The following is a 25,203-nucleotide window of genomic DNA, read 5'->3' on the forward strand; positions in this document are numbered from 1 at the left end:
CCCGGGGCCGGCCGGGCCCGACGGCAGCTTCGAGAACAGGCGCCGCACCCAGGGCCCCGCGCGGGGCGGGCGCCGGCCGTCCGGCCTCTCGCCGGCGTCGGCCGACGGTCCGGTGGTGACGGCCCTGCGCGCGGCGGGATTCGAGAACCGCGCGGCGGCACCCGTTGCTCCTGGACGGCGCGCGGGAGCTGGAGCGGCCCTTCGGCTACGCCGGAGCCGACCCGGCGGCCGGGCCCGACCGCACGGGACAGACGGCGGTCGGCTCGTACTGCCACTGACGGGCGCGTACGCCGGGGTGCGGGGCGTCCCGCGAATGGTTGAACGTTGAACGCAACGTCTGATTTCCGCCGGAGGTTTGAAACGCCCCGGACCAGGATCGAGTCATGTCCGAGATCGGAACGAGGAGTTCTGGAGAGATGACGATGAACGGTGCGGCGGGAATCGACGGGGTCGACGGCAAGGTGGCGCTGGTGACCGGCGGCAGCCGGGGGATCGGGGCGGCGGTCGCCCTGCGGCTGGCCGAGGACGGTGCCCACGTGGTGCTGACCTACCAGGGCGGTGCGGAGCGGGCCGAGGAGGTCGTCGCCAAGATCACCGCGATGGGGCGGACCGGCTGGGCCCTACGGGCGGACAGCTGCGACCCGCAGGCGGTGGAGAGCGTGGTCGAGGCCGTCGTCGAGCGGTTCGGGAAACTGGACGTCCTGGTGAACAACGCCGGCGTCGGCGCCGTCGGCCCGATCGGCGACTTCACGCTGGAGGACGTCGACCGGGTGATGGAGGTGAACGTCCGGGCCCCCTTCCTGTACGCCAGGGCGGCCTCCGCGCACCTGGCCGACGGCGGGCGGATCGTCAGCATCGGCAGCTGCATCGCCCAGCGCGCCGCCTTCCCCGGTGCCACGCTGTACGCGACCAGCAAGGCCGCGCTGATCGGCCTGACCAAGGCGCTGGCCCGCGAGCTCGGCCCGCGCGGGATCACCGCCAACCTGGTCCACCCCGGGCCGATCGACACCGACATGAACCCGGTCGACGGCCCGGCGGCGGAGCTCCAGAGCGGACTCACCGCACTCGGCCGCTTCGGCACCGGGGCGGACGTCGCCGGCGCCGTCGCCTACCTGGTCGGCGCGGACGGCCGGTACGTCACCGGCGCGGAGCTGGCGGTGGACGGCGGCTTCGCTTCCTGACGCCCGGCGGCGGGCCCGGTGACGGTGGGTGCGGTGTCGTGGCGGGCGGTGGTCGGTGCCCGCGCTTACGATCACCCGGCACGACCCGCGCTCCCGCACCGGGACCCCGTACCGAGAGGTGTGCCATGACCGCAGCGGAAGACCCGATCGAGCTGCTCGCCCGGGCCCTCGCGCAGACCGCCGGACTGATCGACGGCACCGGCGTCGAGCTGGCCGGCCACCCGACGCCCTGCCGCTCGTGGGACGTCGGCGACCTGGTCAGCCACCTCCTGCACGACCTGCGGCAGTTCACTGTACGGGCGAAGGGCGGGCAGCCGGACTGGTCGCAGCCCTTCGACCGGGTCGAGGAGGACTGGCTGCACGCCTTCGAGGCCGGGGCGGAGGAACTGGTCGACGCCTGGCGCGCGGCCGGCGACCTCGGAGGCACCCTGGAGATCCCCGGCGTCGGCACCCTCCCGGCCCGCTTCCCGGTGGACCAGCAGATCGCCGAATTCGCCGTCCACGGTTGGGACTTGGCCCGAGCCACCGGCCAGTCCACCGAGGGCCTGGACCACGAGGTCGCACACGCGGCGCTCGCCTGGGCCGGCGGCGCGCTCAAGCCCGAGTACCGCGGCGCCGAGGAGGAGCACCACGCGTTCGGCCCCGCCGTCGCCGCCCCCGAGGACGCCCCGGCGTACGACCGGCTCGCCGCCTTCTTCGGCCGCGACCCGGCGGAGTACCCGGCGGGTTAGGGCGGGATCGTGCCCGGGGCCCGTCTTGTCGACCAGTCCGGATCAGGGCGCGGCCTTGGGGTGCGTGCATCGCAGGGCGGGGGTGGGGTACCGCCCGGCCCGAAGGCCGGGGGAGTGTCCCGGCCCGGGAACGATCGGCGACACGGCCCCTACCCGCGGCTCCAGCGGAACTCGATCTCCGGGTGGCGAGGCGACGGGCCGTCGAGGAGCGGGGTGGGGCGGTCGCGCAGGAAGCGGTCGGCGAAGGCCCGGACGTAGCTGCGGGTGAGCGCGGTGGCGCGGGGCGGGGCGAGGGTGCCGAGCAGGGCGGCGTAGGCGTCGGCGGGGAGGTGGTCGGCGAGGTGGCCGGGGGCGGCGGCGTGCGGCAGGTCGGTGAAGCTGAGGTGGCCCGCGCCCAGGGTGCGCAGCTGGCGGCCCCAGGCGTGGTGGTGCTCGCGCCAGCGCTGCCAGGTGTCGTGGTCGTCGATCGAGGTGAGCAGCAGGAACGGCCGGTCCAGCCCGAGTTCGGGGACAGGGGAGCCGAACAGGCCGCCGTCGAGGTCGAGGCCGATCCGCAGGCGCCGGTCCTGGCGCAGCGCCTCGGCGGCCGCGGCTCCGCCCATGGAGTGGCCGAGCACGCCGATACGCTCCTCATCGACCCGGAACGGCAGCCGGCCGCCGGTCAGTTCGTCGGTGACGAAGCGCAGGTCGCCGACCCGTGCGGCGATCTCCTTGCGGTCCTCGGGGTCCCAGCCCGGCGGGCTCTCCGGCAGGGCGCCGCGCACCAGCCGGCCGTCCGGGAACTCGACGGCGGCGGCGTCGTAGGTGTGGTCGACGGCCGCGACGAGGTAGCCGTGGGCGGCCAACTCCTCGGCCAGTGCGGTGCAGTTGCTGCGTGCGCCGCCGCGGCCGTGGCCGAGCAGCAGCAGGGGGAGCGGGCCGGGGTGGGCGGGGGCGTCGACGCGGGCGGTGGGGCGGACCAGGGCGAGGGTGCCCGGATCCAGCGGCAGGATCCGCTCGATCGCGGCCGCGACCCGCGCGGTGGTGTAGGGCGCGCGGGGCCGGCCGGCGGTGCCGCGCGCCGGGTACCAGAACTGGACCATGAGTTCGCGCAGGCCGGGGACGGGGGCGAACGGGTCGGGGCGGCCGTGGTCGACCAGGTGCAGGCTGGTGGTGCCGACCGGGCGGCCGACGGTGGGCGCGGGCAGGTCGATGGCGCGCGCGGGGGCGGCCGGGGCGGCCTGGGCGGGCCCGGCGGGCAGCAGGGTCGCGGCCCCGCCCAGGCCGGCGAGGGCGAGCAGTGAACGGCGCCTGATCATGTGTCATCCTCGCGTGGCTCGGCGACTGGATCCCCGGGCCAGCCTAGGTGGTGCGGACCGGTGTGGCCAGGGCGCCGAACTGCTCGCGCCGCGCCAGGGCTCGCCGTCCGCTCAGGGCTTGGCGCCCTGTCGGGTGGCGGCCTGCTTGATCGCCTCGCGGATGCGCGGATAGGTGCCGCAGCGGCAGATGTTCTGGATCTGGTCGATGTCCGCGTCCGTCGGGTTCGGGGTGCGGCGCAGCAGGGCGACGGCGGTCATGATCTGGCCCGGCTGGCAGAAGCCGCACTGGGCGACGTCGCAGGCGAGCCAGGCCTCCTGGACGGGGTGCAGCACCTCGCCGTCGGCCAGTCCCTCGATGGTGGTGACGGTGTGGCCCTCGCAGTCCTTGACGGACCGGGTGCAGGGCTGGAACTCCTGGCCGTCCAGGTGGCTGGTGCAGGCGCGGCAGACGCCCACCCCGCAGCCGTACTTGGGGCCGGTGACGCCGAGCTTGTCGCGCAGGACCCAGAGCAGCGGCATGTCGTCCGGGGCCTCGACGGTGACGGGCTTCCCGTTGAGGACGAAGGTGTGGGTGGGCATGGGGAGTCGGGATTCCTCAGCTGGTGGTCAGGAGCCGGTGGTCAGAAGTTGATCGGGAAGGAGCGCGGACTGGTGCCGGTCGCCCGGGCGTAGGCGTTGGCGACGGCGGCGGAGGCGGCCGGGACGCCGAGTTCGCCCGCGCCGCCGGGCTGTCCGCTCGGCGGCATCAGGTGGATCTCGACCACCGGCGGGGTGTGCCGCTGCCGGGCGTAGTGGAAGTCGCCGTAACTGCCCTCCCGGAAGGCGCCGTTGTCCAGGTGGTTGCCGGCCTGGAGGATCACCGAGATGCCGTCGACGAGCGCGCCGGTCAGCTGGGCCTCCAGGCCCCTGGGGTTGATCACCCGGCCGACGTCGGCGACGACGACGGCCTTGGTGACCCGCGGGTTGGCGCGGTCGGTGGCGTCCAGCTCGACCAGGTAGGCGACGCAGGCGCTGTGCTCGTCGTGGTAGCCGATGCCCTGGGCCTGGCCGGGGGGCATCGGGCGGCCCCAGTTGCCGCGCCTGGCGAGCTCGTCCAGCACGGCCCGTCCGGCGGCGCTGCGCATCCGGTCGCGGCGGAAGGAGAGTTCGTCCTGGCCCATCGCGCGGGCGAGTTCGTCCATCATGATCTCGTCGGAGACCCGGACGGTGCCCGAGTAGACCGAGCGCCAGCTGCCGGTGGGCAGTTCCAGCGGCAGCTCGGCGAGCAGCTGGGTGGGGACGCCGACGTCGTACGGGATCTTCTCGGTCAGCAGGAAGAAGAGTTCGGAGGCGGTGAGCCCGGCCAGCGGGAGGTCGTAGCCGGCGGCGGTGAGCATCTCGCCGAGGCCGTGCCCGAGGTCGGTCCGGACGCCGGCCACGCGGTGCTCCCAGCTGAACACCTGGCCGAGGCCGTAGGTGGCCCGGATGACGTGGTGGCTGGCGGGGCGCACCCGGCCGTGGCGCATGTCGTCGTTGCGGGTCCACATCAGCTTGACCGGGCGGCCGGCAGCCTTGGAGACCTGGGCGGCCTCCAGGGCGGCGTCGAAGAACAGCCGGCGGCCGAACGAACCGCCGCCGCGCACCACGTGGACGGTGACGGCGTTCTCCGGCAGGCCGAGTTCCCTGGCGATGGTGCCCTGGGCGAGGATCGGGCTCTGCGCGGCGAACCACAGTTCGGCGCGGTTCGGCCGGACGTCGGCGACGGCGGTGAGCACCTCCATCGGGGCGTGGTTGACGAAGGCGAAGTCGAACCCCCCCTCGACCCGGTGGGAGAGCAGCGGCGGCGGGAGGGACGGCAGGTGGGCGGCCCGCAGTTTGGACCGTACGTCGGCGTCGGACAGGCCGGCGACCGGGCCCGGGTTCCAGGTGGTGACCAGCGCGTCGCGGGCCTTGAGCGCCTGGTCGAAGGTCTCGGCGAGGACGGCGACGCCGGTCGGGATCCGCACCACGCCGAGGACGCCGGGCATGGCGCGGGCGGCGGAGGCGTCCAGGGACTTGAGGGTGCCGCCCACGGTGGTGGGGCGGGCGACCACGGTGGGCACGGCGCCCGGGACCTGGAGGTCCCCGGTGTACTGGGCCCGGCCGGTGACGATGTCGCGGGCGTCGATCCGGCCGGTCGGCCTGCCCACCAGGCGCAGCTGGTCGGCGGTCTTGGGGACGGCCGGGACGGCGGGCACGGCGACGCGGGCCGCCTCGGCGGCGAGGTCGCCGTAGCCGAGGCGGCGGCCGTCGGGGGCGAGGACGGCGGAGTCGGCGGTGCGCAGGGTGGCCGCGGGAACGTTCCAGCGCTTGGCGGCGGCGGTCACCAGCCGGGCCCGGGCGGCGGCAGCCGCGGCGCGCACCGGGTCGTACAGCGAGCGGATCGAGTTGGAGCCGCCGGTCAGCTGGTTGAAGAGCAGTTCGGGGCGGGCGTCGGAGAGCGGGACGTCGACGTCGGAGAGCCGGGCGTCGAGCTCCTCCGCGACGATCATGGCGATCGCGGTGGTGAGGCCCTGGCCGACCTCCAGCCGGGGCAGGTGGAGTGCGGCGCGGCCGTCGGCCGTGACCTCGAGAACCAGCAGGTGGGCGGTCGGCAGCCCGGCGATGACCATCGCGTCGCCGAGGTCGACGATGTCCGGGATGCCGGGCAGCCCGATCAGCTGCTGGGGGAGGGCCGTCTCGCGGGCCGGCGCGGCGGCTGCGGCGGCGGGCTGGACGGGCGTCGGGGCGGCGGCCTCCGCGGTGGCGGGCGCGGCGGTGTCGAGGCCGAGGCCGGCGGCGACGGTGAGGGTGGGGGCGGCCAGCAGGTAGGTGAGGAAACGCCGTCGGCGGGTGCCGCCGTCCGACGCCGGGGCGTACGGAGCGTCGGCGGGGTGGGTGTGCGGGTGCCCGGGGCCGTCGGGTCGGTCGGTGGAGTCCGAGGGCGCGATGGAGGTGCTGATGGGGAGGCCACCCTTCGAACCGGAGACGGCGATGGAGCGGGCGGGCCGGGCGGCCCCGGCCCGGTGCCGGATCGCGAACGCCGTTGAGCATAAAAGGGCGCTACTGACGGGTCAACACGGTCAAAGTTGGCCCCTGGTCTGTCCGATCGCGGTTTTGCAGCGCTCGGCGGAGCCGGATTCGGAGCGGGTACGGACGGCGCTTCACCGGCGCGGGCGCGGCCGGGGCGGGACCGCTCCGAAGAACTCGGAGGCGCCAACTGGAGCCCCTCGCACGCGGGTTCACGGGTCGGTCGACGGTGCGGCGGCATGGCGGATTGGCCCAGGAAATTCCTTGATCACTGGACCGGTCCACTGGGCCGGTTCTCTCCTAGGGTGAGGGGGCGCCAGAGCCGCGGTCGCGAAGAGCCGCTCCGTGCGCCGCCCATCCGGCGGTCGCGGGTAGGGGTGACGGTCCGTGAAGTCGTTTACACAGGTGGACGCGTGTGGGTGACCGCGCCTACGCACCAGAACGCGCCCGAGCGAAGGAGAGGCATGCCGACCGAACGAGCCGCCCGCCGCGGCGCCCTGCCGCCCGCCGGGCCCCAGCGGACCCTCGCGGCCGCCCAGTTGGCCGCCGCCGTGGGCGACGGCGCCTACTACACCTGCTCCGCGCTCTACTTCACCAGGGTGGTCGGGATGTCGCCGACCGCCCTCGGAATCGGCCTCACCCTCGCCTGGGCGCTCGGCTCCGTGGCCGGCGTCCCGCTCGGGCACCTCGCCGACCGGCGCGGCCCGCGCCGCACCTCGGTGGCGCTCGCGCTGGGCACGGCGGCCGTGGTCACCGCCTTCCTGGTGATCCGCTCCTACCCGCTGTTCCTGGTCGCGGTCTGCCTCTACGCCACCGCGCAGTCCGGCCTGACCGCCGCCCGGCAGGCACTGGTCGCCGCGCTGGTGCCGCCCGCGCAGCGGACCGCGCTGCTCGCCCACATGCAGTCCACCCTCAACGGCGGACTGGCCGTCGGCGCGGCGATCGGCGGCATCGCGCTCGGCCTGGGCACCCGCGCCGCGTACCTGACCGCCTTCGCCGTCACCGCGCTCGGCTTCCTGCTCGCCGCGCTGTTCCTGCGGCGGCTGCCCGAAGCCCCGCCCGCGGCAGGGTCCTCGGACGCCGGGCCGCGCCTCGCCGTACTGCGCGACCGCCGGTACGCCGCCGTCACGGCCGTCAACGCCGTCCTGCTGCTGCGGATGCCGCTGCTCAGCCTGATCATCCCGCTCTGGATCGCCGCGCGCGCCCCCGGGCTCGGCTGGCTCGGCTCGGCGCTGTTCGTGCTCAACACCCTCGCGGTGCTGGCCTTCCAGGTCCGGGCGGCACGCGGCGTCACCGGACTGGCCCCGGCCGCCCGGGCCGTCCGCTCCGCCGGGCTGCTGCTGCTCGCATCCTGCGCGGTCTTCGGACTGTCCGCGCTGGACGTGCCGGTCTGGGCGGTCGGCGCACTGCTGGTCGCGGCCTCCGTCCTCCAGGTGGCCGGGGAGATGCGGCAGTCGGCCGGCAGCTGGCAGATCGCCTTCGACCTCGCCCCGCCCGGGCGGGTCGGTCAGTACCAGGGCTTCTTCGGCACCGGCGTCGCCGTCGCCCGCACCCTCGGACCGCTGCTGCTCACCACACTGCTGCTGGACGGGGGTCTGGTCGGCTGGCTGGTCCTGGGCGGGGCGTTCCTCGCGGCCGGGTACGCGATGGGGCCGGTCGCCCGCTGGGCGGCGCGCGACCGCGGTCACCCGGTGTCCCCGTCGACGGTGGTCGCGGCGGCCGTCTGAGCCCGCGCGTCGCCAGCCGCCTGAGCCCGCGTGCGTCGGCGGCCGTCTGAGCCCGCCCGTGCCGCCGGCCGCCCGACCTCGCCCGCGTCCGCGGCCGCCTGGGCTCGGACGGCCGCCGTGCGCCCGGGACGGCCGGTCCGACGGCGAGCCGCAAACCCGGTGGCCCCGGCCCGCCGCCCGCTGGCATGCTGGCCGCGTGGACCGACCCCAGATCAGCCTCGACTTCGCCCCCGAACTGCACCTCTTCGTCTCCGCGCCCCGGCGGGCCGGCAGCACCGCGCTGCGCACCGACGGCACCTCCACCCTCGGCCACGTCGTCGAGTCCCTGGGCGTCCCGCTCACCGAGGTCGGCGCCCTGCTGGTGGACGGCCGGGCCGTGCCCGACACCCACGTGCCGGCCGACGGCGAGGAGATCTCCGTCCGGGCCGTCACCAGGCCGCAGCGCTCGCCCGCCCCGGCGCGCTTCCTGCTGGACGTCCACCTCGGCACCCTCACCCGCCGGCTGCGCCTGCTCGGCGTGGACGCCGCGTACGAGAACCCCGACATCGGCGATGCCGCCCTGGCCGCCCGCTCGGCCGCCGAGCAGCGGATCATGCTCTCCCGCGACCGCGGCCTGCTGCGCCGCCGCGAACTGTGGGCCGGCGCCTACGTGTACAGCCACCGCCCCGTCGAGCAACTGCGCGACGTGCTCTCCCGCTTCGCGCCGCCGCTCGCCCCCTGGAGCCGCTGCACCGCCTGCAACGGCACGCTGCACCCGGCCACCAAGACCTCGGTGCGCGAGCAACTGCGGGACGGCACCGAGCGCTCCTACGACGCCTTCGCCCAGTGCGCCGACTGCGGACAGGCCTACTGGCGCGGCGCCCATCACGCCCGCCTGGAGGCGATCGTCACCGAGGCCGTGCGCGACTTCGGAGCCGATCCGACCGCGGGAGGAGGCCAGGAGTCCGGGGAGGGCCGGGGCCGGATCGGGGTCGTCTCAGGGTAGCCCCGCCCTGGCGGACGGCCGGGGGCCCGTGATCCCATCGACGGTGGGGGACGAGACCACGCTACTCACTCGGATGAGAGGCCAGGTCGTCACATGGGACATCACACAGGGCACCAGCCCTTCGGCACCGCGGACGTGGGGGACGCCGAGGTGGTGACCGCCCCGGACGGGGCCGAGGTGCGCCCGCTGCTGGTGCTGGAGGGATCCGGGAGCCTCGCGGTCTTCACGCTCACCCCCGGGCAGGTGACCCACGCGGTGTCGCACGCCACCGTGCAGGAGCTGTGGCAGGTCACCGCGGGCAGCGGCGAGCTGTGGCGCCGCCAGGGCGGCCGCGAGGAGACCGTACGGCTCGCGCCCGGAACGGCGGTGTCGATTCCGCTGGGCACCGCGTTCCAGTTCCGGGCGGACGAGGGCTCCGACGGGCCGCTGCGGATCACCGCCGTCACCATGCCGCCCTGGCCCGGCACGGACCGCGAGGCACGCCCGGAGGAAGGCCGCTGGAAGGCGACCGTCCGATGAGGCGGGGACTGCCGCGCCGCCCGCTGGCGGCGCTGCTCGCGGCCGCCGCCGTGCTCGGACTCTCGGTCGCCCCGGCGGCCGCCGCCGCGCCCGCCGGTTCCGCCGAACCATCGCGGCGGTCGCTCTACGTGGCGATGCCGGACGGGGTCCGTCTCGCCGTCGACGTCCACCTCCCCGAGGGCACCCGGGCCGGCGCCCGACTGCCCACCGTGCTGGTCACCAACCGCTACTGGCGGGCGAGGGTCCGGGCCGGCCAGACCGACGGCGTCAGCGGCGAGGCGCGGCGGTGGACCGCCCGCGGCTACGCCTTCGTGACCGCCGACCTGCGCGGCACCGGGGCCTCCTTCGGCACCCTCACCTCCGAACTCGGCGCCGACCTGACCGCCGACAGCGGCCCGCTCAGCGACTGGATCGCCGCCCAGCCCTGGTCCAACGGCCGGGTCGGCACCACCGGCATCTCCTACGGCGGCGACACCGCGATGCTCGCCACCGCCCTCGGCAACCACCACATCACCGCCGCCGCCCCGATCTCCTACGACTTCGACCCGTACGAGGACCTGGTCCGCCCCGGCGGTGTGCTCATCGAACCGCGCATCGCCCAGTACGCGCTGCTGCTGCGCGTCCTCGACCAGGCCGGCGGCACCACCTGCGAGACCGACGAGCGGACCCGGAAGCTCTGCGCCGACGTCGGCCTCACCGGGCTCCAGCCCCGGCCGGTCGACGGCCCCGACGGGCCGGCCCTGCTCGCCGCCGCCCGCGCCGAGCACGCGGACAACGCCAACCTCGTCGAGATGGCGCACACCGGCGTCCACCGCGACTACCGGGACGGACCGAAGAGCTGGACGGTCGGCAGCGTCGGCGAACGGACCGACGCGATCGAGGCCGGCCGGGTGCCCGTCCTGACCCGGGCCGGCTGGCTCGACGCCGGCACCGCCAACGGGACGCTCTCCCAGTTCACCGGTCTGTCCAACACCCAGGACGTCTGGCTCGGCCCGTGGAACCACGGTGCCGGGTGGCTCGCCGACCCGTTCCAGCCCGCCCGCCCGCTCACCGAGCGGGAACACGACGAGAACGACCGGCGCGTGTTCGACTTCTTCGACCGCTACGTGCGCGGCGACGCCCGCCCCGACGGCCGCCGACAGGTGCACTACTACACCTTCAACGAGGGCGTCTGGCGCACCACCACCCGCTGGCCGGTGCCCGGCACCCGCACCCAGCGGTTCCACCTCGGCGCGGGCGGCACGCTCGCCGGCCGGGCCGACGACCACCGCCACGGCTCAGACCCGCTGCACCTCGACCCGACCGCCGGCACCGGCCCGTTGGACCGCTGGAACACCAACCTCAGCGGTGACGAGGTCAGTTACCCCGACCGTGCCGCCGTCGACGCCAAGCTGCTCGGCTACACCACGGCGCCGCTGACCGCCGACACCAGGGTCACCGGCAACGGCAAGGTCACCCTCGATGTCACCGGACTGGCGGGCTCGGCACGCGGCGCCCTGCACGTCTACCTGGAGGACGTCGCTCCGGACGGCCGGGTCACGTACCTGACGGAAGGTCAACTCGCCATGGCGGACAGGGCGGTGGCCGACCGGTCGGACAACCCGGACTGGCGCCGGCTGCGCACGCCGCGCAGCTACGCGGCCGAGGACGCCGAGGACTTCCCGCGGGGGAGCGCCCAGCGCGTCACCATCGACCTCCAGCCCGTCTCGGTGCTGTTCCGCGCCGGCGAGCGGATCAGGCTCACCGTCGCCGCCGCCAACCCGGACTCCTTCCAGCTGCTGCCGGCCGACGGGCGGGCGGACTACCGGATCGGCTGGGGCGGGGACCGGGGGTCGGTGCTGGAACTGCCGGTCGTGCACTGAGGTCCGCGAAGTGCCGAGACGAGCCAAGTGCTGAGGCGCAATGGCCGAGACGCGTGAAGCGTCGGGTTCGCGGGGCGAGGCGCCCGGTCGACGACCGGGCGCCCCGCCCCGTCACGCGTCCACGACCTCCAGCCCGTAGGCGGTCACGGCCTGGCGCAGCCCGCCCGGGTACCCGGCGAGCGCCGGAGTGAACTCCCAGTCCCCGGAGGGCTCGCGGTCGAACCGGCCGAGCCGCATCGCGGTGTTGGTCTCCGCGCCGTCCGCCAGGTGCACCACGGCCGCGTCCTGCCCGGAGCCGGCCTCCAGGATCAGCGCCGGCCCGGCGAACCCGCCCATGGTGGCCCCGGGGTGGTTCTCGGTGTCGGCGGCGGCGATCACGACCAGCCGGTCGACCTCGGCGGGCAGCGCGTCGAAGTCGACCATCAGGCAGGCGTTCGCGTCGCCGTAGCCAGTCACCAACCGCACCGAACCGTCCGGCGTCGAGGCGTTGTTGTAGAACACCAGGTGGTCGTCGGAGAGCGCCACGTTGCCCGTGCAGACCAGGGCGGCGATGTCGTACTCCTCCTCCCCGGTCCAGTGCAGCAGCAGCCGTGAGGGCTCGGCGGCCACCTCGATGGCGGGCAGCCCGTCCAGGGCGTCGGCCTCGGGGGAGTCCCCGTCCTGGACGGCCGCGAACACCTCGTGGAAGCCGTGGTGCTTGAGCAGCCCGACCAGCTCGGCGCCGTTGATCAGGCTGACCGGCTTGCCCGCGACGAACTGGTGCGAGCTGGGGCCGAACTTGCTGGTGGTGACCAGGACGGCCTTGGTCGCGTCCCGGTCGTGCCGCAGCGTGCCGTACAGGTCCCGCACCGCGGACGGCGCCACCGTGTCCCGGTACCGCTTCACCTGCACGATGACGTTGCCGCCGCGGAACGGGTCCGGGTCGACGCCGCGGACGTCCACCCCGCCGTCCCGCGACCGGGCGGTGAGCTCGACCTTCATGCCCATCGCCTCCATCAGCCGGGCGATGAGGCCCTCGAACTCGACCGGGTCCATCGCCAGCAGCAGCTGGAGCTCGCGGACGCGCTTGGCCATCCGGCCGCGGTTGGCGTTGGTGTCGTCGCGGAGGTGACGGAACAGCGCGCGCTGGGCGCGGCGTTCGTCGACGTCGGGGTTGCTGAGGCGGTGGAGCTTCCGGCTCCGGGACATGGGCGTGCCCCCTCTTGCATGGTGACGGTTGTTGCAGGCGTCACCGTAGAGGAATCGTGGACGAAGGGATGTCGGGCCGTCAGTTCCGCCGCACAATCGAGATCTGGAGGCTAGCCTGCGTGCAGGTCGAGGGTCCACGCGTGGGTGGTGTAGGCGCCCATCCGGGTCGGGTGGCGCTCGACCAGCGTGACGGCGAGGCCGTCGGCGGTGCGGTGCAGCGAGCCGGTGTGGCGCGGCCGGTCCTCCGGGGCGAGGGGGAGCAGCTCGGCCAGTACGGCGTCGTCCAGGTCCCGGCCGACCGCGCGCAGCACCCCCGCGTCCAGCACCAGCAGGGTGCCGTCCGGCAGTACCAGCGGCGCCGGGGCCTGCGGGTCGGCCAGCAGCGGGCCGTGCTCGATCCGGCCGCCGGGCAGCAGCCGGACCACCCGGCTTCCGGTCGGGTGGCGACGGTCCGTCTCGACCACCCGCAGGGCGCCGCCGACCACGTAGTGGCCATAGCTGAGCCAGGAGTCGACCAGGGTGCCGTCCCGGTCGTACGCCCGGGTGCCGAAGGCGCCTTGGCCCGCCGACCCGAGCAGGAAGCGGCCGCCGCCGAGGGCCGCGCCGCGCTCGCCGCGCAGCTCCGCGAGGGTGGCGCCGTCGGCGAGGTCCAGCAGCAGGGCCGGGCCCGGCGCGGTGCGGGTGAAGGAGTCGGTGGTGACCAGCGCCCGGCCGGCCGAGAGGTGCGCCGCGTTCGGACGGCCCGGGCAGGGCCGCCGCCAGCGTTCCCCGCCGGTGGCGTCGACGCGGACGAGCCCGCCGTCCCGGACGTGCAGCTCCGTTCCGTCCCGGCGGGCCAGCGGCCCGTCCGGAAGGCCCTGCGGGCGTCCGCCCGCGCGGCGACGGCGATCCAGGACCGTGACCCGCCAGTTCCCCATGCGCCGGACGGTAGTGGGGCGGGTTGAACGGCGGGGGTGCTTTCGGTGGCCGTCCGGACGGCCGACAATTCCCCCAGGAACCGAGGAGGAGGCCGCGGTGGCGTTCGACGTGGAGTTCGAGGTCATGATCGAGATCCCTCAGGGGTCGCGGAACAAGTACGTGATGGACTTCGTGGCGGGCCGGATCCGCCTGGACCGCATGCTCTTCACGGCCACCGCCTACCCCGCCGACTTCGGCTACGTCGAGGGCACCCTCGGCGGCGACGGCGAGCCGCTGGACGCCCTGGTGCTCGGCGGCGAGCCGGCCGTCCCCGGCTGCCTGCGGACCTGCCGGGCGGTGGGCATGTGGGTGATGCGCGACGAGCGCGGCCCGGACCAGAAGGTGCTCTGCGTCCCGGCCCACGACCCGCGCTACGCCGACCTGCGGGACATCGGGGACGTCCGGGAGTTCGACCTGCTGGAGATCACCCACTTCTTCCTGGTGTACAAGGACCTGGAGCGCGGCAAGTCCGTCGAGGGCTCGCACTGGGCGGGGCACGACGCCGCCTACGCCGAGATCGCCGATTCGCGCGCCCGTGCGGCGGGCACGCGCTTCGCCGGCCCGGCCTGAACGGGCCTCCGGGGCGGGCCGGTTCCCACCGCCCGCCCCGGAGGCGCCGTCAGAGTCGGGCGGTGCTCAGGATCGCCCGCACCTCGTCGCCGATCGCGGCCTCGTTCTGCTCGAACTCCGGTGCGGTGAGCAGGCTCGGGTCGGCCGGCAGGCCGGTCAGGACCGGGGTGTGCAGATGCCCGCCTGGCAGTCCCGGGGCGAGGAACGTGCGCAGCCGGTTGGAGCGGTAGGCGACCTCGTTGGACAGGTACCCGCCGCCGCCACCGGAGACCGCGCGGGAGCCGGGGGTGGGCCCGTCCGGCCGGAAGACGGGGTCGGTGGCACCCGCCGGGATCTCGGTGACGAAGGTGTCGAGCAGCACCGGGAAGGGCTGCTGGACGGCCCTCATGGCGTCGGTCGGCAGGGTGGTGCGGACGAACTGCGGCCCGGCGGCCAGGCCGGGGGCGTCCACCGGGTGCCGGGTGGTGCCACCGGAGAGCGCGGCCACGTTGTCGGTGGCCGGGTCGGCGGAGCGGGCGCGCCCGGCCCACTCCTCCAGGGTGAACTTGCCCGGGTAGCCCTGGCTGATGCTGGTGATCAGGTCGGCGGACTGTCGGCCCGGCCGCAGGTGCGGGGTGAAGGCGCGCTCGACGATGCCCTCGTCGAAGTCCCGGTAGCGCACGGGGAGCACGACCGCCCGGACCTCGGCGGTGCTGCCGTCGGCGAGGGTGATCCGCTGCCCGTGCAGCTGCAGGACGGCCGAGCCGGAGGGGTTGGCGCGGCGCGGCTCGGCGTCCAGGCCGAACGGGTCGAAGCCGCTGACGAAGATCCGACGGACGCCGGAGGCGGAGTCGAAACCGTCGTCGAGGCCGCGCGAGGCGTCCTCGAAGCGGGACCGCAGCGCGGCGTGGTCGACGTCGAACCGGGGCTGCCACCGCGCGAGCCGGACGGCCATCGCGAGCCTGGTCCAGTACAGCGGGCGGTCGTCCCTGGCGGGCAGTTCGCCGCTGGGCCGCCGGCCCTGGGCGCGGTCCAGTCCGGCCTGCCAGAGCGTCCGGCCCCACGTGGTGACCACCCGCTCGGCCTGCCGGGCGTCGCGGGCGGCGCACAGGGCGGAGGGGAAGGCCCCGAGCAGTTCTCCCAGCCCGGAGCGCTCGGTGAAACCGGTCGTACGGGCGTCCTGGAGGCGGGCCTGCTCGGCGTCCAACGCCATCGTGGCCGAGGTGCGGCAGCCGGCCGGTGCGGCCTGGGCGGCGGCCGGGGCCAGCAGGGCGGCGAGCGTTCCGGTGAGCGCGGCGGCCAGTCCCGCGGCGCGGCGTAGACATGTCATGTCCGCTGACAATAGGTCCGGACCTTACGGCCCGCCAGAGTGTCGGCACCGTACCTCGCGCTGTTTCGGCCTTGACGGAAAACTGACGGTTCGACCGGGAACCGTCGCGAGTTCTACAGCGTTGTCGTGGAAGAACAGCGGTACTCGTACGGTGGTGGAGGAAGTTCCATGAGCGTGGCCCTGACGAAGGGCGGCAACGTCTCCCTGGGCAGGCAGGCCCCCGGGCTGAGGGTGGTCCGGGTGGGTCTCGGCTGGACGGCCGGGGCGGGGTACGACCTGGACGCCAGCGCGCTGCTCTGCGGGGCGGACGGGAAGGTCGCCTCGGACCAGCACTTCGTCTTCTTCAACAACCTGCAGAGCCCGGACGGTTCCGTCCGGCACCAGGGCGGCTCCGGCGGCGGCCCCGACCGCGAGCAGATCGAGGTCCGGCTCGCGGAGGTCTCCGCCGGGGTGGAGAAGATCGTCTTCGCGGTGGCGATCTACGACGCGGCGCAGCGTCGGCAGTCCTTCGGGCAGGTCAGCGGCGCCCACATCCGGGTCCTCGACCCGGAGGGCGGCGCCGAGGTGGCCCGGTACGACATCGTGTCGGACGGCGGCAGCGAGACGGCGATGGTGTTCGGCGAGCTGTACCGGCACGGCGCGGACTGGAAGTTCCGGGCGGTCGGGCAGGGGTACGCCGCGGGGCTCGCGGGCATCGCCACCGACTTCGGGGTGGACGTCCTGCAGCCGGCGCCCGCCGCCGTGCCGGTCGCGCCGCCCGTGCCGCCCGCGCCGGTGAAGCCGCCCGTCGCGCCGGCGGTGCCGGTCGCGGCCCCGGTGTCGGCCGTGCCCACCGCCGCCGAACCCGCCGTTCCCCCGACCCAGCCAGGGAGCTTTCCCGTGACGTGTTTCTTCGACCCCTCGCACGGCGCCGGCACCACGGCGGTGTACTGGTCGCCGCAGTGGGGCGTGCCGCGCCAGATCGAGGCCTGCGTGGCCTGCGCCCAGCGGGTGCAGACCAACGTCCCGCCGTTCTACACCCCGGCGCAGGCCGGCTACCCCCAGCCGGTCCAGCAGCCGGTCCAGCAGGGCCAGCCGCAGCTGCCCGGCCAGCCGGCCCAGGGCGGGCGGCGCTTCGGCACCGGCGCGCTGATCGGCGCCGGCGCGGCCGGCCTGGTCGGCGGCGCGCTGCTGAACGAGGCCTTCGACGACGATCCCCAGGTGGTCGTCAACAACTACTACGAGGACGACGGCTTCTTCTAAACCATCAGGCCGCCAAACCATCGGGCCGCGGCTCCGCTCGGGCCGCCGGGGGTCCTCCCCGGCGGCCCGAGGGCGTGTCCCGGCTGTCGGCGCGGTGGGCTTGAATGGCGGCAGAGCACCGTTCCGACCGGGGGAGACGCACCGATGACCACGCCCGACGCCGAGCTGCCGGCCGCCGCCGGGAACCCCACCGCCGCCTGGCTGGAGTCCTGCTTCGGCCCCGGCACGCTGTGGCGGCCCGAGCCCGGGGCGCTGCCCGAGCGGCTGACGTCGAAGGCCGCCCGGGCGTTCCTGACCGAGGTCGGCGTCCCGGCCGTCGAGCTGGACTTCCTCGGCTTCGACGCCACCGGCCTGCCCGAACGCGGCATGTGGGAGGCGGACCTGGACGAGCTGTTCGGCGAGCGCACCCCGGACGACGACACTCCGCCGAGCAACTGGGGGTACTGCGTCGGGACGTTCGGCGAGCGGCACCTGATGGTGTCGGGCGACACCGGCACCGTACGGATCTACCACCCGGACGGCTGGGACCACGGGGACGGCTACGGCGGCTGGGCGGCCGACTCGCTGCCCGGGCTGGTCGGCGCGCTGGCGCTGCTGGCCCGCCTGGAGGAGCGGATCTGCGGCGGGGACGCCAAGGCCGCGCTGGACGAGTTCGCCGCGCTGGTGCGGGAGTTGGGGCAGGGGCCGGACGAGTCGGACCTCTGGTCGGGCCTGCTGGAGAACCTGCGCGACGAGTACGAGGGCTGACCTTCCCCGGCCCCGGTCGGTCTTCCCCGGCTCCGGTCGGTTGCGAACGGCCGCACGGCGCTTCGGCGCTGTGCGGCCGTTCCTGTCCGACGGGCCCTAATCGCCCTGGCGCCGGTACGCCCCGGCCCGGGCCGCCGCCTCGGCGGCCTGCGCCGCGCGGTCCGCGGCCGCTTCGTCCAGCGGCTCCGCGGTGGTGAGCATCCGGTAGTAGAGCGGCGCCGAGACCGCCCGGACGACCTCGAACACGTCGGTGTCCGGCGGGAGTTCGCCGCGCTCGACGGCCGCGGTGACGCACGGCGCCCACTCCTCGACCCGGCGCCGGTAGAAGTGTCGCAGCGCCTCGGCCGCGTCGGGATCGCAGGTCGCCGCCACGATGACGGCGCGGAACAGCGCGCCCTGCCGGGAGTCGGCCAGGGTGCGCTGGACGAGCCGGGCGTTGGCCCGGAGGTCCCCGGCGAGGGAGCCGCTGTCGGTGCGCGGCAGGGACTGCTCGGCCATGTCCGCGAGCAGGTCCGCGACCAGCGCCGTTGTGCTGCCCCAGCGGCGGTAGACGGTGGTGCGGCCGACCTCGGCCCGCTGGGCGATGTCGCCGAGGTCCAGGCCGCCGAAGCCGTGCTCGACCAGGGCGTCCTCGGCGGCGCGCAGGACGGCGGCGCGGACCCGGGCGGTCCGGCCGCCGGGGCGGACCGTACCGGGCGAGGAGGGCTCGGGCGGGGAGGTCTCCGGCGGGGAGGTCTCGGGCAGGGAGGGCTCGACAGCCATTAACGGGATTCCTGTTCCATTAGCCGGGCGGAGTCTGCTAACTTCGAGGCATTCTAACGGAACAGGAGTCCCATTAGGGGCTTCGAGGGGAGAATCGCCATGACCATCGCCACCGACATGGAGTACCGCCGACTCGGCGCGTCCGGGCTCAAGGTGCCCGCGCTCAGCCTCGGCACCGGGACCTTCGGCGGCCGCGGCCCGCTGTTCGGTGCCTGGGGCACCACCGACGTCCGGGAGGCCCGCCGACTGCTCGACATCGCCATGGACGCCGGGGTCACACTCTTCGACACCGCCGACGTCTACTCCGACGGCGCCTCCGAGGAAGTGCTCGGCCAGGCGGTCCGCGGCCGCCGCGCCCAGGTGCTGATCTCCACCAAGGCCGGACTGCCCACCGGCGACGGCCCCCAGGACGCCGGCACCTCCCGGGCCCGGCTGATCCGCTCGGTGGAGGACGCGCTGCGCCGCCTCGACACCGACTACCTCGACCTCTTCCAGCTGCACGCCTACGACGCCGCCACCCCGATCGAGGAGGTGCTGGCCACCCTGGAAGACCTGGTCCGGGCCGGCAAGATCCGCTACACCGGCGCCTCCAACTTCTCCGGCTGGCAGCTGATGAAGTCCCTAGCCCTCGCCGACCGGCACGGCCGCCCCCGGTACGCCGCCCACCAGGTCTACTACTCGCTCGTCGGCCGCGACTACGAATGGGAGCTGATGCCGCTCGCCGAGGAGGAGGGCGTCGGCGCCCTGGTCTGGAGCCCGCTCGGCTGGGGCCGGCTCACCGGGAGGATCCGCCGCGGGCAGCCGCTCCCGGACGGCAGCCGGCTGCACGACACCGCCGACTACGGCCCGCCGGTGGAGGACGAGCTGCTGTACCGGGTGGTCGACGCACTGGACGAGGTCGCCGCCGAGACCGGCCGCACCGTCCCCCAGGTGGCGATCAACTGGCTGCTGTGCCGTCCGACCGTCTCCTCCGTCATCATCGGCGCCCGCAACGAGGAGCAGCTGCGCCAGAACCTCGGCGCGGTCGGGTGGTCCCTGACGGAGGAGCAGGTGGCCCGGCTGGACGCGGCGAGCGCCCGCACCGCGCCGTACCCGTACTTCCCGTACCGCCGCCAGGAGGCCTTCGCCCGGCTCAACCCGCCGCTGGCGGGCTGAGCCCCGTAGGGGTCAGGACTGTCCGGCGGTGGCGGTCACGGCCCGGGCGGTCGCCAGCATGGCGTCGTTGCCAGCCTTCGCCGCCGTGAGCTCCGGCAGGCGGAGGCGGATCAGCTCGTTCTCGTAGGCGGTCTCGACGGTGAACCAGACCCCGACCACGTTGGTCCGCTCCTTGCACTGGACGTCCGCGGTGGCCGTGGCGATCTCCTCGGCGGACGGCCTGGTGTTCGCCCCCCACCGGGGGTCCTTCAGGGCGTCCCCGGGGGTGGCATAGGAGTGTCCCCGTTCCGCCATGCAGCGCGACCAGTCCTGGAAGACGGCCTTGACCCGGGGGTCCGACCTCGAGCGCTCGAAGCCCTCGAAGTTGATTCCCACCGCGACGTCGGCGTCCCCGCCGGTGCCGCCGTGCGCGATCAGCTCCTGTTGTGCGGCGCTGATGCACCCGCCGGGCGGCAGTGCCTTCCCCCGGAACGAGGAGGCCGTCCCCGGGGCGGGCTTCCCGTCCGTCCCGAGGCCGCTGCCGAGCACGGTGTTGACGTCAGGACTCAGCGCGGGCCCATCGGCGGACTTCTTCCCGTCGGACGGGTCGGGCGAGTGGTAGCCGTTCACGGAGACGTCGGCGAGCTCGACCGGATCGTACCGGTGGGTGGTCTGGGTCCTGGACGGCGCTCCGCCGCCGGTCGGCCGGGTGTAGTCCAGGCCGAAGCCCCGGACGCAGCGGGTGACCAGAACGGCCTCCGCCGCGTGGTACTGCCGGTAGTCCTCCCTGCTCAGCAGGTAGGACTCGATCGGCAGCGTCCGGTCGGCCACCTGGCTCAGCCGGGGCGTGTCGCCGACCGGCGGCGGGTCCATCGGGGTGAGGGAAGCGGAGGGAGGGACGGGGGCGGCGGCGGGTCGGGAAGGGCCGGAGGCACAGCCGGCGGCGAGGACCAGGGGGATCAGCAGCAGGGCCGGCAGCGAACGGCTGCGGTGGCGGGACGTCATGGCGGGGCTCCTCGGGGCCGGCTCGCGGGGTGGTGCGGTCGGTCGATGACGGCCGGACGGGTGCCGGACCCCCGGCGGGGCGGGGGCCCGGCGCCCGGTCGGGGCTAGATGTGCTCCCAGCTCTGCGAGTGGTTGTTGTTGCGCATGTCGATGTAGACGCCGGACCACCACACGGTGCCCAGGTTCGCCGAGTGGCCGGCCTGGATGTACTGGTTCGGCCCGGTGTCCCGGATGCTGTACTCGCGGTAGTGCACGTAGAGGTTGTAGTTGTTGTCCATGTTCTTCACGGACGCGGCGTTGTTCATCACGGGCTGGCCGTTGCCGGCCCCGCCGCCGCCGAAGTAGCCGTCGTAGTTGCCGGCCTCGCCCTTGCCGAAGAAGGCACCCTGCAGGTTGGGGCTGTAGTACAGGCAAGCGTCGCCCGCGATGCAGCCGCCGCTGCTCGCGAGGGCCGGGGTGGCGGCGCCGAGGAGCACCGTGCCGAGGGTGGCCGCGGCCAGGGCGGCGGCTGCCAGCTTCTTCTTCATCCCAATGCCTTCCGTTGGGTGAACCGGAGGGTTTCCGGCTGCCCTTGAGTCTGTGGGGATTCGAAAGCAGGGCCTATCCAGTACCGGCCCGGTCGGGTGTCAAAAGATGGATAGCGCGCCGCTCCCGGGGGCGCTATCGCCGCGCGCGGTGGTGCGCCGCGGGGCGCGGGCGTGCCGCGGGGCCCCGGCCCGGGAGATGTCCGGGCCGGGGCCGGACCGGGGCCGGACCGGCTGCCGAGCGGCGGCGGTCGGCCCCGCGCCGGTGGCTGAGCGGGCGTCAGGCCTGCCGGGCGTGCCAGGCGGCGAGCAGTTCGGCCTCGCGGTCGGGGGTGAGGGTCTCCGGCTGGGGCTCGAACGGCTCGATGTCGCGGGCGGTTTCGGCCACCGGGCGGAGGACGAGCCCGGTGGCGAGGGCGGCGGCCGGGTCGGCGGTGCTGGTGGCGCGGGTGTGCGGGTTGGCGGGCCAGAGCGGGAGCGCGCGCTCCGGGACATCGGCGGCGCGCAGGAAGTCCTCGTCCACCCAGGTGAGGGTGGTGCCGGGCGGGGCCACCGCCGAGGCGACGGCGTCGAGCAGGTCGCCCATGCCGAACGGCGGGGGAGTGGCGGCGTGGTAGGGGCCGGAGGCGCCCTGTTCGAGGAGGGCGAGCATCCAGGCGGCGAGGTCGCGGGCGTCGACCACCTGCAGCGGCGCGTCCGGCCGGCCCGGGGCGAGCACCTCGCCGCCGCGGGTGAGGCGCTGCACCCAGTAGTCGAAGCGGTGGGTGTAGTCCCGGGGGCCGATCACGTACGTCGGGCGCACCATCAGCGTCTCCGGGCCGAAGGCCTGCCGGGCGGCGCGCTCGCACTGGGCCTTGAGGACGCCGTACGTCGCGGCGGTGACCTCCTCGGCCTCCGGGCCGTTGGAGGGCAGCAGCGGGGAGTCCTCGGCGTAGCCGGGGGCGGCCGGGTCGTCGTAGACCGAGAGGGTCGAGACCAGCAGGTAGCGCCCGGCCGCGCCGGGGTCGACGTTGGCTGCCAACTTCCACACCTGGCGCGGGAAGTAGGCGCAGGTGTCGACGGTGGCGTCCCAGTTGCGGCCGCGCAGCGCGGACAGGTCGTCGTCCCGGTCGGCGATCAGGTGCTCGGCGTCCGGGAGCAGTCCGGCGCCGGAGCGGCCCCGGTGGAGCAGCGTGACCTCGTGCCCGGCGGCAAGGGCCGCCTCGGCGAAGTGGAAACCGATGAAACGGGTGCCGCCGATGACCAGAATGCGCATCCTGACATCGTGCCAGTCCACGGTGGAGCAGTGCCAATCGGCGCCTGGCCGTTACCCGAGTTGTGGGTGGGGTGCGTGAGTCAGGATCGGTGTGTGCGGTTCCGGTGGGAACTGTGTTCGACGGTCGACGGCCCGTGGCCGCGATCGTTGGCGGGGGCCGGGACGCGCCGGACCGGTCGTCGCTGGTAGGTTGCCCGATGGCGGGAGTGGGGGCCGAGGGCCGCGACGGCCTCGAAACGTCTGATGGACCGCCAAAGTTCCCTGTTTCCCGGCGAACTTGTGTGAAGGCCCTTTAAGCTCCCGTTAACGATGGCGGTTTTTCGCCGCTCACGAACTCCCTCACGAGGTCGGGCGGAAGGCCCAACTTGACGATGAGAGCAGGGATGACGACGACTAGTGAACGAACGGCCGGTGTCGCGCGCGGCCCGGACCGGCGGCAGGGCGGACTCGGTCGCACCGTGGCCGGCGCGGCGGCCCTTGCCGTGGTGATCGGCGCCGGCTCGTTGGCGGCGGCCCCCTCGGCCTTCCCGGCGGCCGGCGACGGCACCGTGAAGGTCCGGGTGATCCGGGCCGTCGACACCGACGGGGTGTGGACCCCCGGGCTGGAATCGACCATGGCGGGCGTGAAGGTGACGCTCACCGACGACGCAGGGGTGGCCGTCGAGGGCACCACGGCGGCCGACGGCACGGTGACGCTGGCGCCGGCCACCAGCAAGCTCACCGGCGGCAAGTACCGCGTCCAGGTGGCGAATCCGAAGCCGGGCGTGCTCTACCCGGCCTTCGCCTCGCGCGAGGGCCTGGACGGCGCCCCCGACAAGCTGAGCTCCAACGAGGAGTTCGTCGACCTCTCCGGCGGCAAGACGGTGGAACTCACCACGGGGCTCTGGAGCCCGGGTGACTACTGCCAGAAGAACGCGCCGCTGGTGTCGACCTGTCAGAACCCGCCCGCGGACGGGGACAACCAGCACACGCTGGTGTCCTTCCCGTACGAGTCCCGCGGAACGGCCGGCACGGGCTTCACCCTGACCGACGTGGCCACGGCCGGGCAGACCGGGAACCTCTACGGCATCGCCTGGAACAGGGTCGACCGCAGGGTGTTCTCCTCGGCCCAGGCCAAGCGGACCACCAGCTACGGCCCCGGCGGCCCCGGCGGGATCTACGTCACCGACTGGGACAAGAAGAAGACCACGCTGTTCGCCACCGTCCCGGACGCGGGCACCACCCCGCACACCCCGGGCAACGACGACGGCTTCCTGGCCGCGGTGGGCAAGGAGAGCCTGGGCGGCATCAAGATCACCGACGACGGCAAGGACCTCTTCGTCGTCAACCTGCACGACCGCAAGCTCTACCGCTACGACGCCACCGCGGCGACGGCGGCCGCACCCAAGGCCGCCTACGCCATCCCGGACCCGGGCTGCCCGGCGGCGGGGGACTGGCGTCCGTACGGCCTCGGCATCCAGGACGGCGTCGGCTTCCTCGGCGGCGTCTGCTCGGGCGAGTCCACCCACAAGGCCTCGGACCTGCGGGCCGTGGTGCTGCCGTTCGACCTGGCGACCGGCGCGTTCAAGTCGGCGGTGCTGAACCAGCCGCTCGACTACCCGCGCGGCACCACGGTCGGCGGGCCGTGCCCGGGCACCGGCTGGTTCCCGTGGCAGGACACCTTCCCGGCCAGCCAGAACGGCCAGGCCTGCGGGGACAACTACCTGGCCAACCCCGAGCCGGCGGTCGCCGAGATCACGTTCGAGACGGACGGCTCGATGCTGCTCGCCTTCCGGGACCGCTTCGGCGACCAGTCGGCGGCCAGCCCGACGGGCAGCGTGATGGCCAAGGTCCTGCCCGGCGGTGACCTCCTCAAGGCCTGCCTGGCGAACGGCACGTACGTGCTGGACACCAACCTGGGCTGCGGTTCCACGGCCCGGGGCCAGCGGTTCTTCGACAACGCCCGGATCGGCCACAACAACCCCGCCAACGCCGGGATGGCGCTGTCCAAGGTCGAGGACTCCATCGTGACCTCGGGCTACGACAGCGACAGCCGGGCCTACGGCTACGGCAGCGCCTTCCAGAAGCGCAACGGCAAGGCGGACGGCGGCGTTCGGCTCAACACGGCCCCGGGCGCCCCGCCGTTCGGCAAGGGCGCCGCGATGGGCGACCTGGAGGTGCTCTGCGACCAGGCGCCGCTCCAGATCGGCAACCGGGTCTGGTACGACCCCGAGCGCAGCGGCCTCCAGCTGCCGGGCCAGAAGCCGGTGCCGGGTGCCACCGTGCACCTGTACGACGAGGCGGGGAAGCTCGTCGGCACCACCAGGACGACCAAGCGCGGCGAGTACTACTTCGACGACAGCAACGTCGACGGAGGCCTCAAGCCGAGGACCAAGTACACGATCAAGCTGGACAACCCGGCGGACTACGCCAAGGACGGCCCCCTCTTCCAGTGGGTGCCGACCGACCACGACGTCGGTGACAACCACTTCGTCGACTCCAAGGGCATCGTCCCGAAGGACGGCAAGTTCCCGGAGCGGGCGCTGACCACCGGCGGACCCGGCGAGAACGACCACACCTACGACTTCGGCTTCCGCCTGCAGGAGGGTGCGCTGCGCCTGGTCAAGCACGACCAGGACGGCAAGCCGCTGGCGGGCGCCAAGTTCCAGCTGTGGCACGAGACCAACGGGACCGACGGGCTCCAGCCGACCGGCGACAAGCCCGACACCAAGGTCGGCGAGCTCTGCACCACCGGGGCCGACGGCATCTGCCAGGGCACCGGCGTGCCGGGGACGTACTACTGGCAGGAGCTGAGCCCGCCGGACGGCTACGCCGCGCCGGAGGTCACCGTCTTCGGTCCGCTGAAGCTGACCTCGGCGAACCTGGACGCCGGCGTGGAGGTGACGGCCGTCAACAAGCTGATCCCCAAGCCGACGCCCACCCCGACCCCGACCGAGACGCCGACCTCGGCGCCGACGTCGGCGGCTCCGGTGCCGCCCGCACCGCAGCCCCCCGCACCCGGGCACCTGCCCAACACCGGTGCGGGTGAGGGGATGCCGATCGCGCTGACCAGCGCGGCGGCGCTGATCGCCCTCGGCACCGCCATGGTGCTGGTGGTCCGCAGGCGCAAGGCCGCCCAGCGCGGCTAGCGGTTTCGCAGTGAGCGGGCCCGGTGGGGGAGACCTCCGCCGGGCCCGAATC

Annotated in this window: 21 protein-coding genes; 11 read left to right on the forward strand and 10 right to left on the reverse strand. The window is 74.4% G+C overall.

The genetic code is table 11. The features are described from left to right. The first annotated feature begins 416 nt into the window (after positions 1-416). Together ACWDBB_RS18540 and ACWDBB_RS18545 are read left to right on the forward strand one after the other, a co-directional pair. The gene (locus tag ACWDBB_RS18540; RefSeq protein ID WP_449790615.1) at positions 417-1,181 is read left to right on the forward strand and encodes an SDR family NAD(P)-dependent oxidoreductase; all 765 of its coding nucleotides are present in this window, start codon (positions 417-419) and stop codon (positions 1,179-1,181) included. 125 nt (positions 1,182-1,306) lie between these two features. Further along, a complete protein-coding gene (locus tag ACWDBB_RS18545; protein WP_449790616.1) occupies positions 1,307-1,912 on the forward strand; it encodes a TIGR03086 family metal-binding protein in 606 nt (201 codons plus the stop codon). A gap of 149 nt (positions 1,913-2,061) precedes the next feature. Here ACWDBB_RS18545 and ACWDBB_RS18550 read toward each other — a convergent pair whose 3' ends face one another. The 3 genes from ACWDBB_RS18550 to ACWDBB_RS18560 all read right to left on the reverse strand — a co-directional run bounded on the left by ACWDBB_RS18550 (position 2,062) and on the right by ACWDBB_RS18560 (position 5,840). Beyond that, the gene (locus tag ACWDBB_RS18550; protein WP_449790617.1) at positions 2,062-3,210 is read right to left on the reverse strand and encodes an alpha/beta hydrolase; all 1,149 of its coding nucleotides are present in this window, start codon (positions 3,208-3,210) and stop codon (positions 2,062-2,064) included. A 111-nt stretch (positions 3,211-3,321) separates the two neighbouring features. Beyond that, positions 3,322-3,789, reverse strand: a complete 468-nt coding sequence (locus tag ACWDBB_RS18555) for a (2Fe-2S)-binding protein (protein WP_449790618.1) — start codon at positions 3,787-3,789, stop codon at positions 3,322-3,324. Between the two features lie 41 nt (positions 3,790-3,830). Continuing rightward, the gene (locus ACWDBB_RS18560; RefSeq protein ID WP_449790619.1) at positions 3,831-5,840 is read right to left on the reverse strand and encodes a molybdopterin cofactor-binding domain-containing protein; all 2,010 of its coding nucleotides are present in this window, start codon (positions 5,838-5,840) and stop codon (positions 3,831-3,833) included. A gap of 861 nt (positions 5,841-6,701) precedes the next feature. Here ACWDBB_RS18560 and ACWDBB_RS18565 point away from each other — a divergent pair. From ACWDBB_RS18565 to ACWDBB_RS18580, 4 genes are all read left to right on the forward strand, one after another. Then, a complete protein-coding gene (locus ACWDBB_RS18565; RefSeq protein WP_449790620.1) occupies positions 6,702-7,964 on the forward strand; it encodes an MFS transporter in 1,263 nt (420 codons plus the stop codon). Positions 7,965-8,160: 196 nt separating this feature from the next. Beyond that, positions 8,161-8,949 (forward strand): Mut7-C RNAse domain-containing protein, encoded by a 789-nt coding sequence (locus ACWDBB_RS18570; protein ID WP_449790621.1) that lies wholly within the window; start codon positions 8,161-8,163, stop codon positions 8,947-8,949. A 93-nt stretch (positions 8,950-9,042) separates the two neighbouring features. Further along, positions 9,043-9,468, forward strand: a complete 426-nt coding sequence (locus ACWDBB_RS18575) for a cupin domain-containing protein (RefSeq protein WP_449790622.1) — start codon at positions 9,043-9,045, stop codon at positions 9,466-9,468. Then, positions 9,465-11,330, forward strand: a complete 1,866-nt coding sequence (locus ACWDBB_RS18580) for a CocE/NonD family hydrolase (protein WP_449790623.1) — start codon at positions 9,465-9,467, stop codon at positions 11,328-11,330. The genes ACWDBB_RS18575 and ACWDBB_RS18580 overlap by 4 nt, the downstream gene beginning before the upstream one ends. 111 nt (positions 11,331-11,441) lie before the next feature. On the opposite strand, the gene ACWDBB_RS18585 is transcribed toward ACWDBB_RS18580, so the two are convergent. Further along, a complete protein-coding gene (locus tag ACWDBB_RS18585) occupies positions 11,442-12,518 on the reverse strand; it encodes a restriction endonuclease (protein WP_449790624.1) in 1,077 nt (358 codons plus the stop codon). Positions 12,519-12,628: 110 nt separating this feature from the next. Next, positions 12,629-13,435: a hypothetical protein gene (locus ACWDBB_RS18590; protein WP_449790625.1), complete on the reverse strand. Its 807-nt coding sequence runs from the start codon at positions 13,433-13,435 to the stop codon at positions 12,629-12,631. A gap of 109 nt (positions 13,436-13,544) precedes the next feature. On the opposite strand from ACWDBB_RS18590, the gene ACWDBB_RS18595 reads away from it, so the two are divergent. Further along, on the forward strand, positions 13,545-14,045 hold the full coding sequence (locus ACWDBB_RS18595) for an inorganic diphosphatase (protein WP_449790705.1): 501 nt from the start codon (positions 13,545-13,547) through the stop codon (positions 14,043-14,045). 49 nt (positions 14,046-14,094) lie between these two features. Here the strand turns inward: ACWDBB_RS18595 and ACWDBB_RS18600 are convergent, their stop codons facing one another. Further along, positions 14,095-15,354 (reverse strand): pyroglutamyl peptidase, encoded by a 1,260-nt coding sequence (locus ACWDBB_RS18600; RefSeq protein ID WP_449790626.1) that lies wholly within the window; start codon positions 15,352-15,354, stop codon positions 14,095-14,097. Positions 15,355-15,522: 168 nt separating this feature from the next. Between ACWDBB_RS18600 and ACWDBB_RS18605 the strand changes: the two genes are divergently transcribed. Next, a complete protein-coding gene (locus ACWDBB_RS18605) occupies positions 15,523-16,596 on the forward strand; it encodes a TerD family protein (protein ID WP_449790627.1) in 1,074 nt (357 codons plus the stop codon). Between the two features lie 144 nt (positions 16,597-16,740). Further along, on the forward strand, positions 16,741-17,343 hold the full coding sequence (locus tag ACWDBB_RS18610; RefSeq protein ID WP_449790628.1) for an SUKH-4 family immunity protein: 603 nt from the start codon (positions 16,741-16,743) through the stop codon (positions 17,341-17,343). A gap of 96 nt (positions 17,344-17,439) precedes the next feature. Here the strand turns inward: ACWDBB_RS18610 and ACWDBB_RS18615 are convergent, their stop codons facing one another. Next, positions 17,440-18,105: a TetR/AcrR family transcriptional regulator gene (locus ACWDBB_RS18615; protein ID WP_449790629.1), complete on the reverse strand. Its 666-nt coding sequence runs from the start codon at positions 18,103-18,105 to the stop codon at positions 17,440-17,442. Positions 18,106-18,222: 117 nt separating this feature from the next. On the opposite strand from ACWDBB_RS18615, the gene ACWDBB_RS18620 reads away from it, so the two are divergent. Beyond that, positions 18,223-19,260: an aldo/keto reductase gene (locus ACWDBB_RS18620; protein ID WP_449790706.1), complete on the forward strand. Its 1,038-nt coding sequence runs from the start codon at positions 18,223-18,225 to the stop codon at positions 19,258-19,260. Between the two features lie 12 nt (positions 19,261-19,272). Here ACWDBB_RS18620 and ACWDBB_RS18625 read toward each other — a convergent pair whose 3' ends face one another. From ACWDBB_RS18625 to ACWDBB_RS18635, 3 genes are all read right to left on the reverse strand, one after another. After that, complete coding sequence (locus ACWDBB_RS18625; RefSeq protein ID WP_449790630.1) at positions 19,273-20,244, reverse strand: hypothetical protein; 972 nt, start codon at positions 20,242-20,244, stop codon at positions 19,273-19,275. Positions 20,245-20,348: 104 nt separating this feature from the next. Beyond that, complete coding sequence (locus ACWDBB_RS18630) at positions 20,349-20,771, reverse strand: hypothetical protein (RefSeq protein WP_449790631.1); 423 nt, start codon at positions 20,769-20,771, stop codon at positions 20,349-20,351. 277 nt (positions 20,772-21,048) lie between these two features. Then, a complete protein-coding gene (locus tag ACWDBB_RS18635; RefSeq protein ID WP_449790632.1) occupies positions 21,049-22,023 on the reverse strand; it encodes an NAD-dependent epimerase/dehydratase family protein in 975 nt (324 codons plus the stop codon). A 383-nt stretch (positions 22,024-22,406) separates the two neighbouring features. Here ACWDBB_RS18635 and ACWDBB_RS18640 point away from each other — a divergent pair, with 383 nt between their 5' ends. Next, positions 22,407-25,151, forward strand: a complete 2,745-nt coding sequence (locus ACWDBB_RS18640; protein ID WP_449790633.1) for an SdrD B-like domain-containing protein — start codon at positions 22,407-22,409, stop codon at positions 25,149-25,151. Positions 25,152-25,203 lie beyond the last annotated feature (52 nt).

The sequence above is a fragment of the Kitasatospora sp. NPDC001095 genome, from assembly GCF_053598615.1.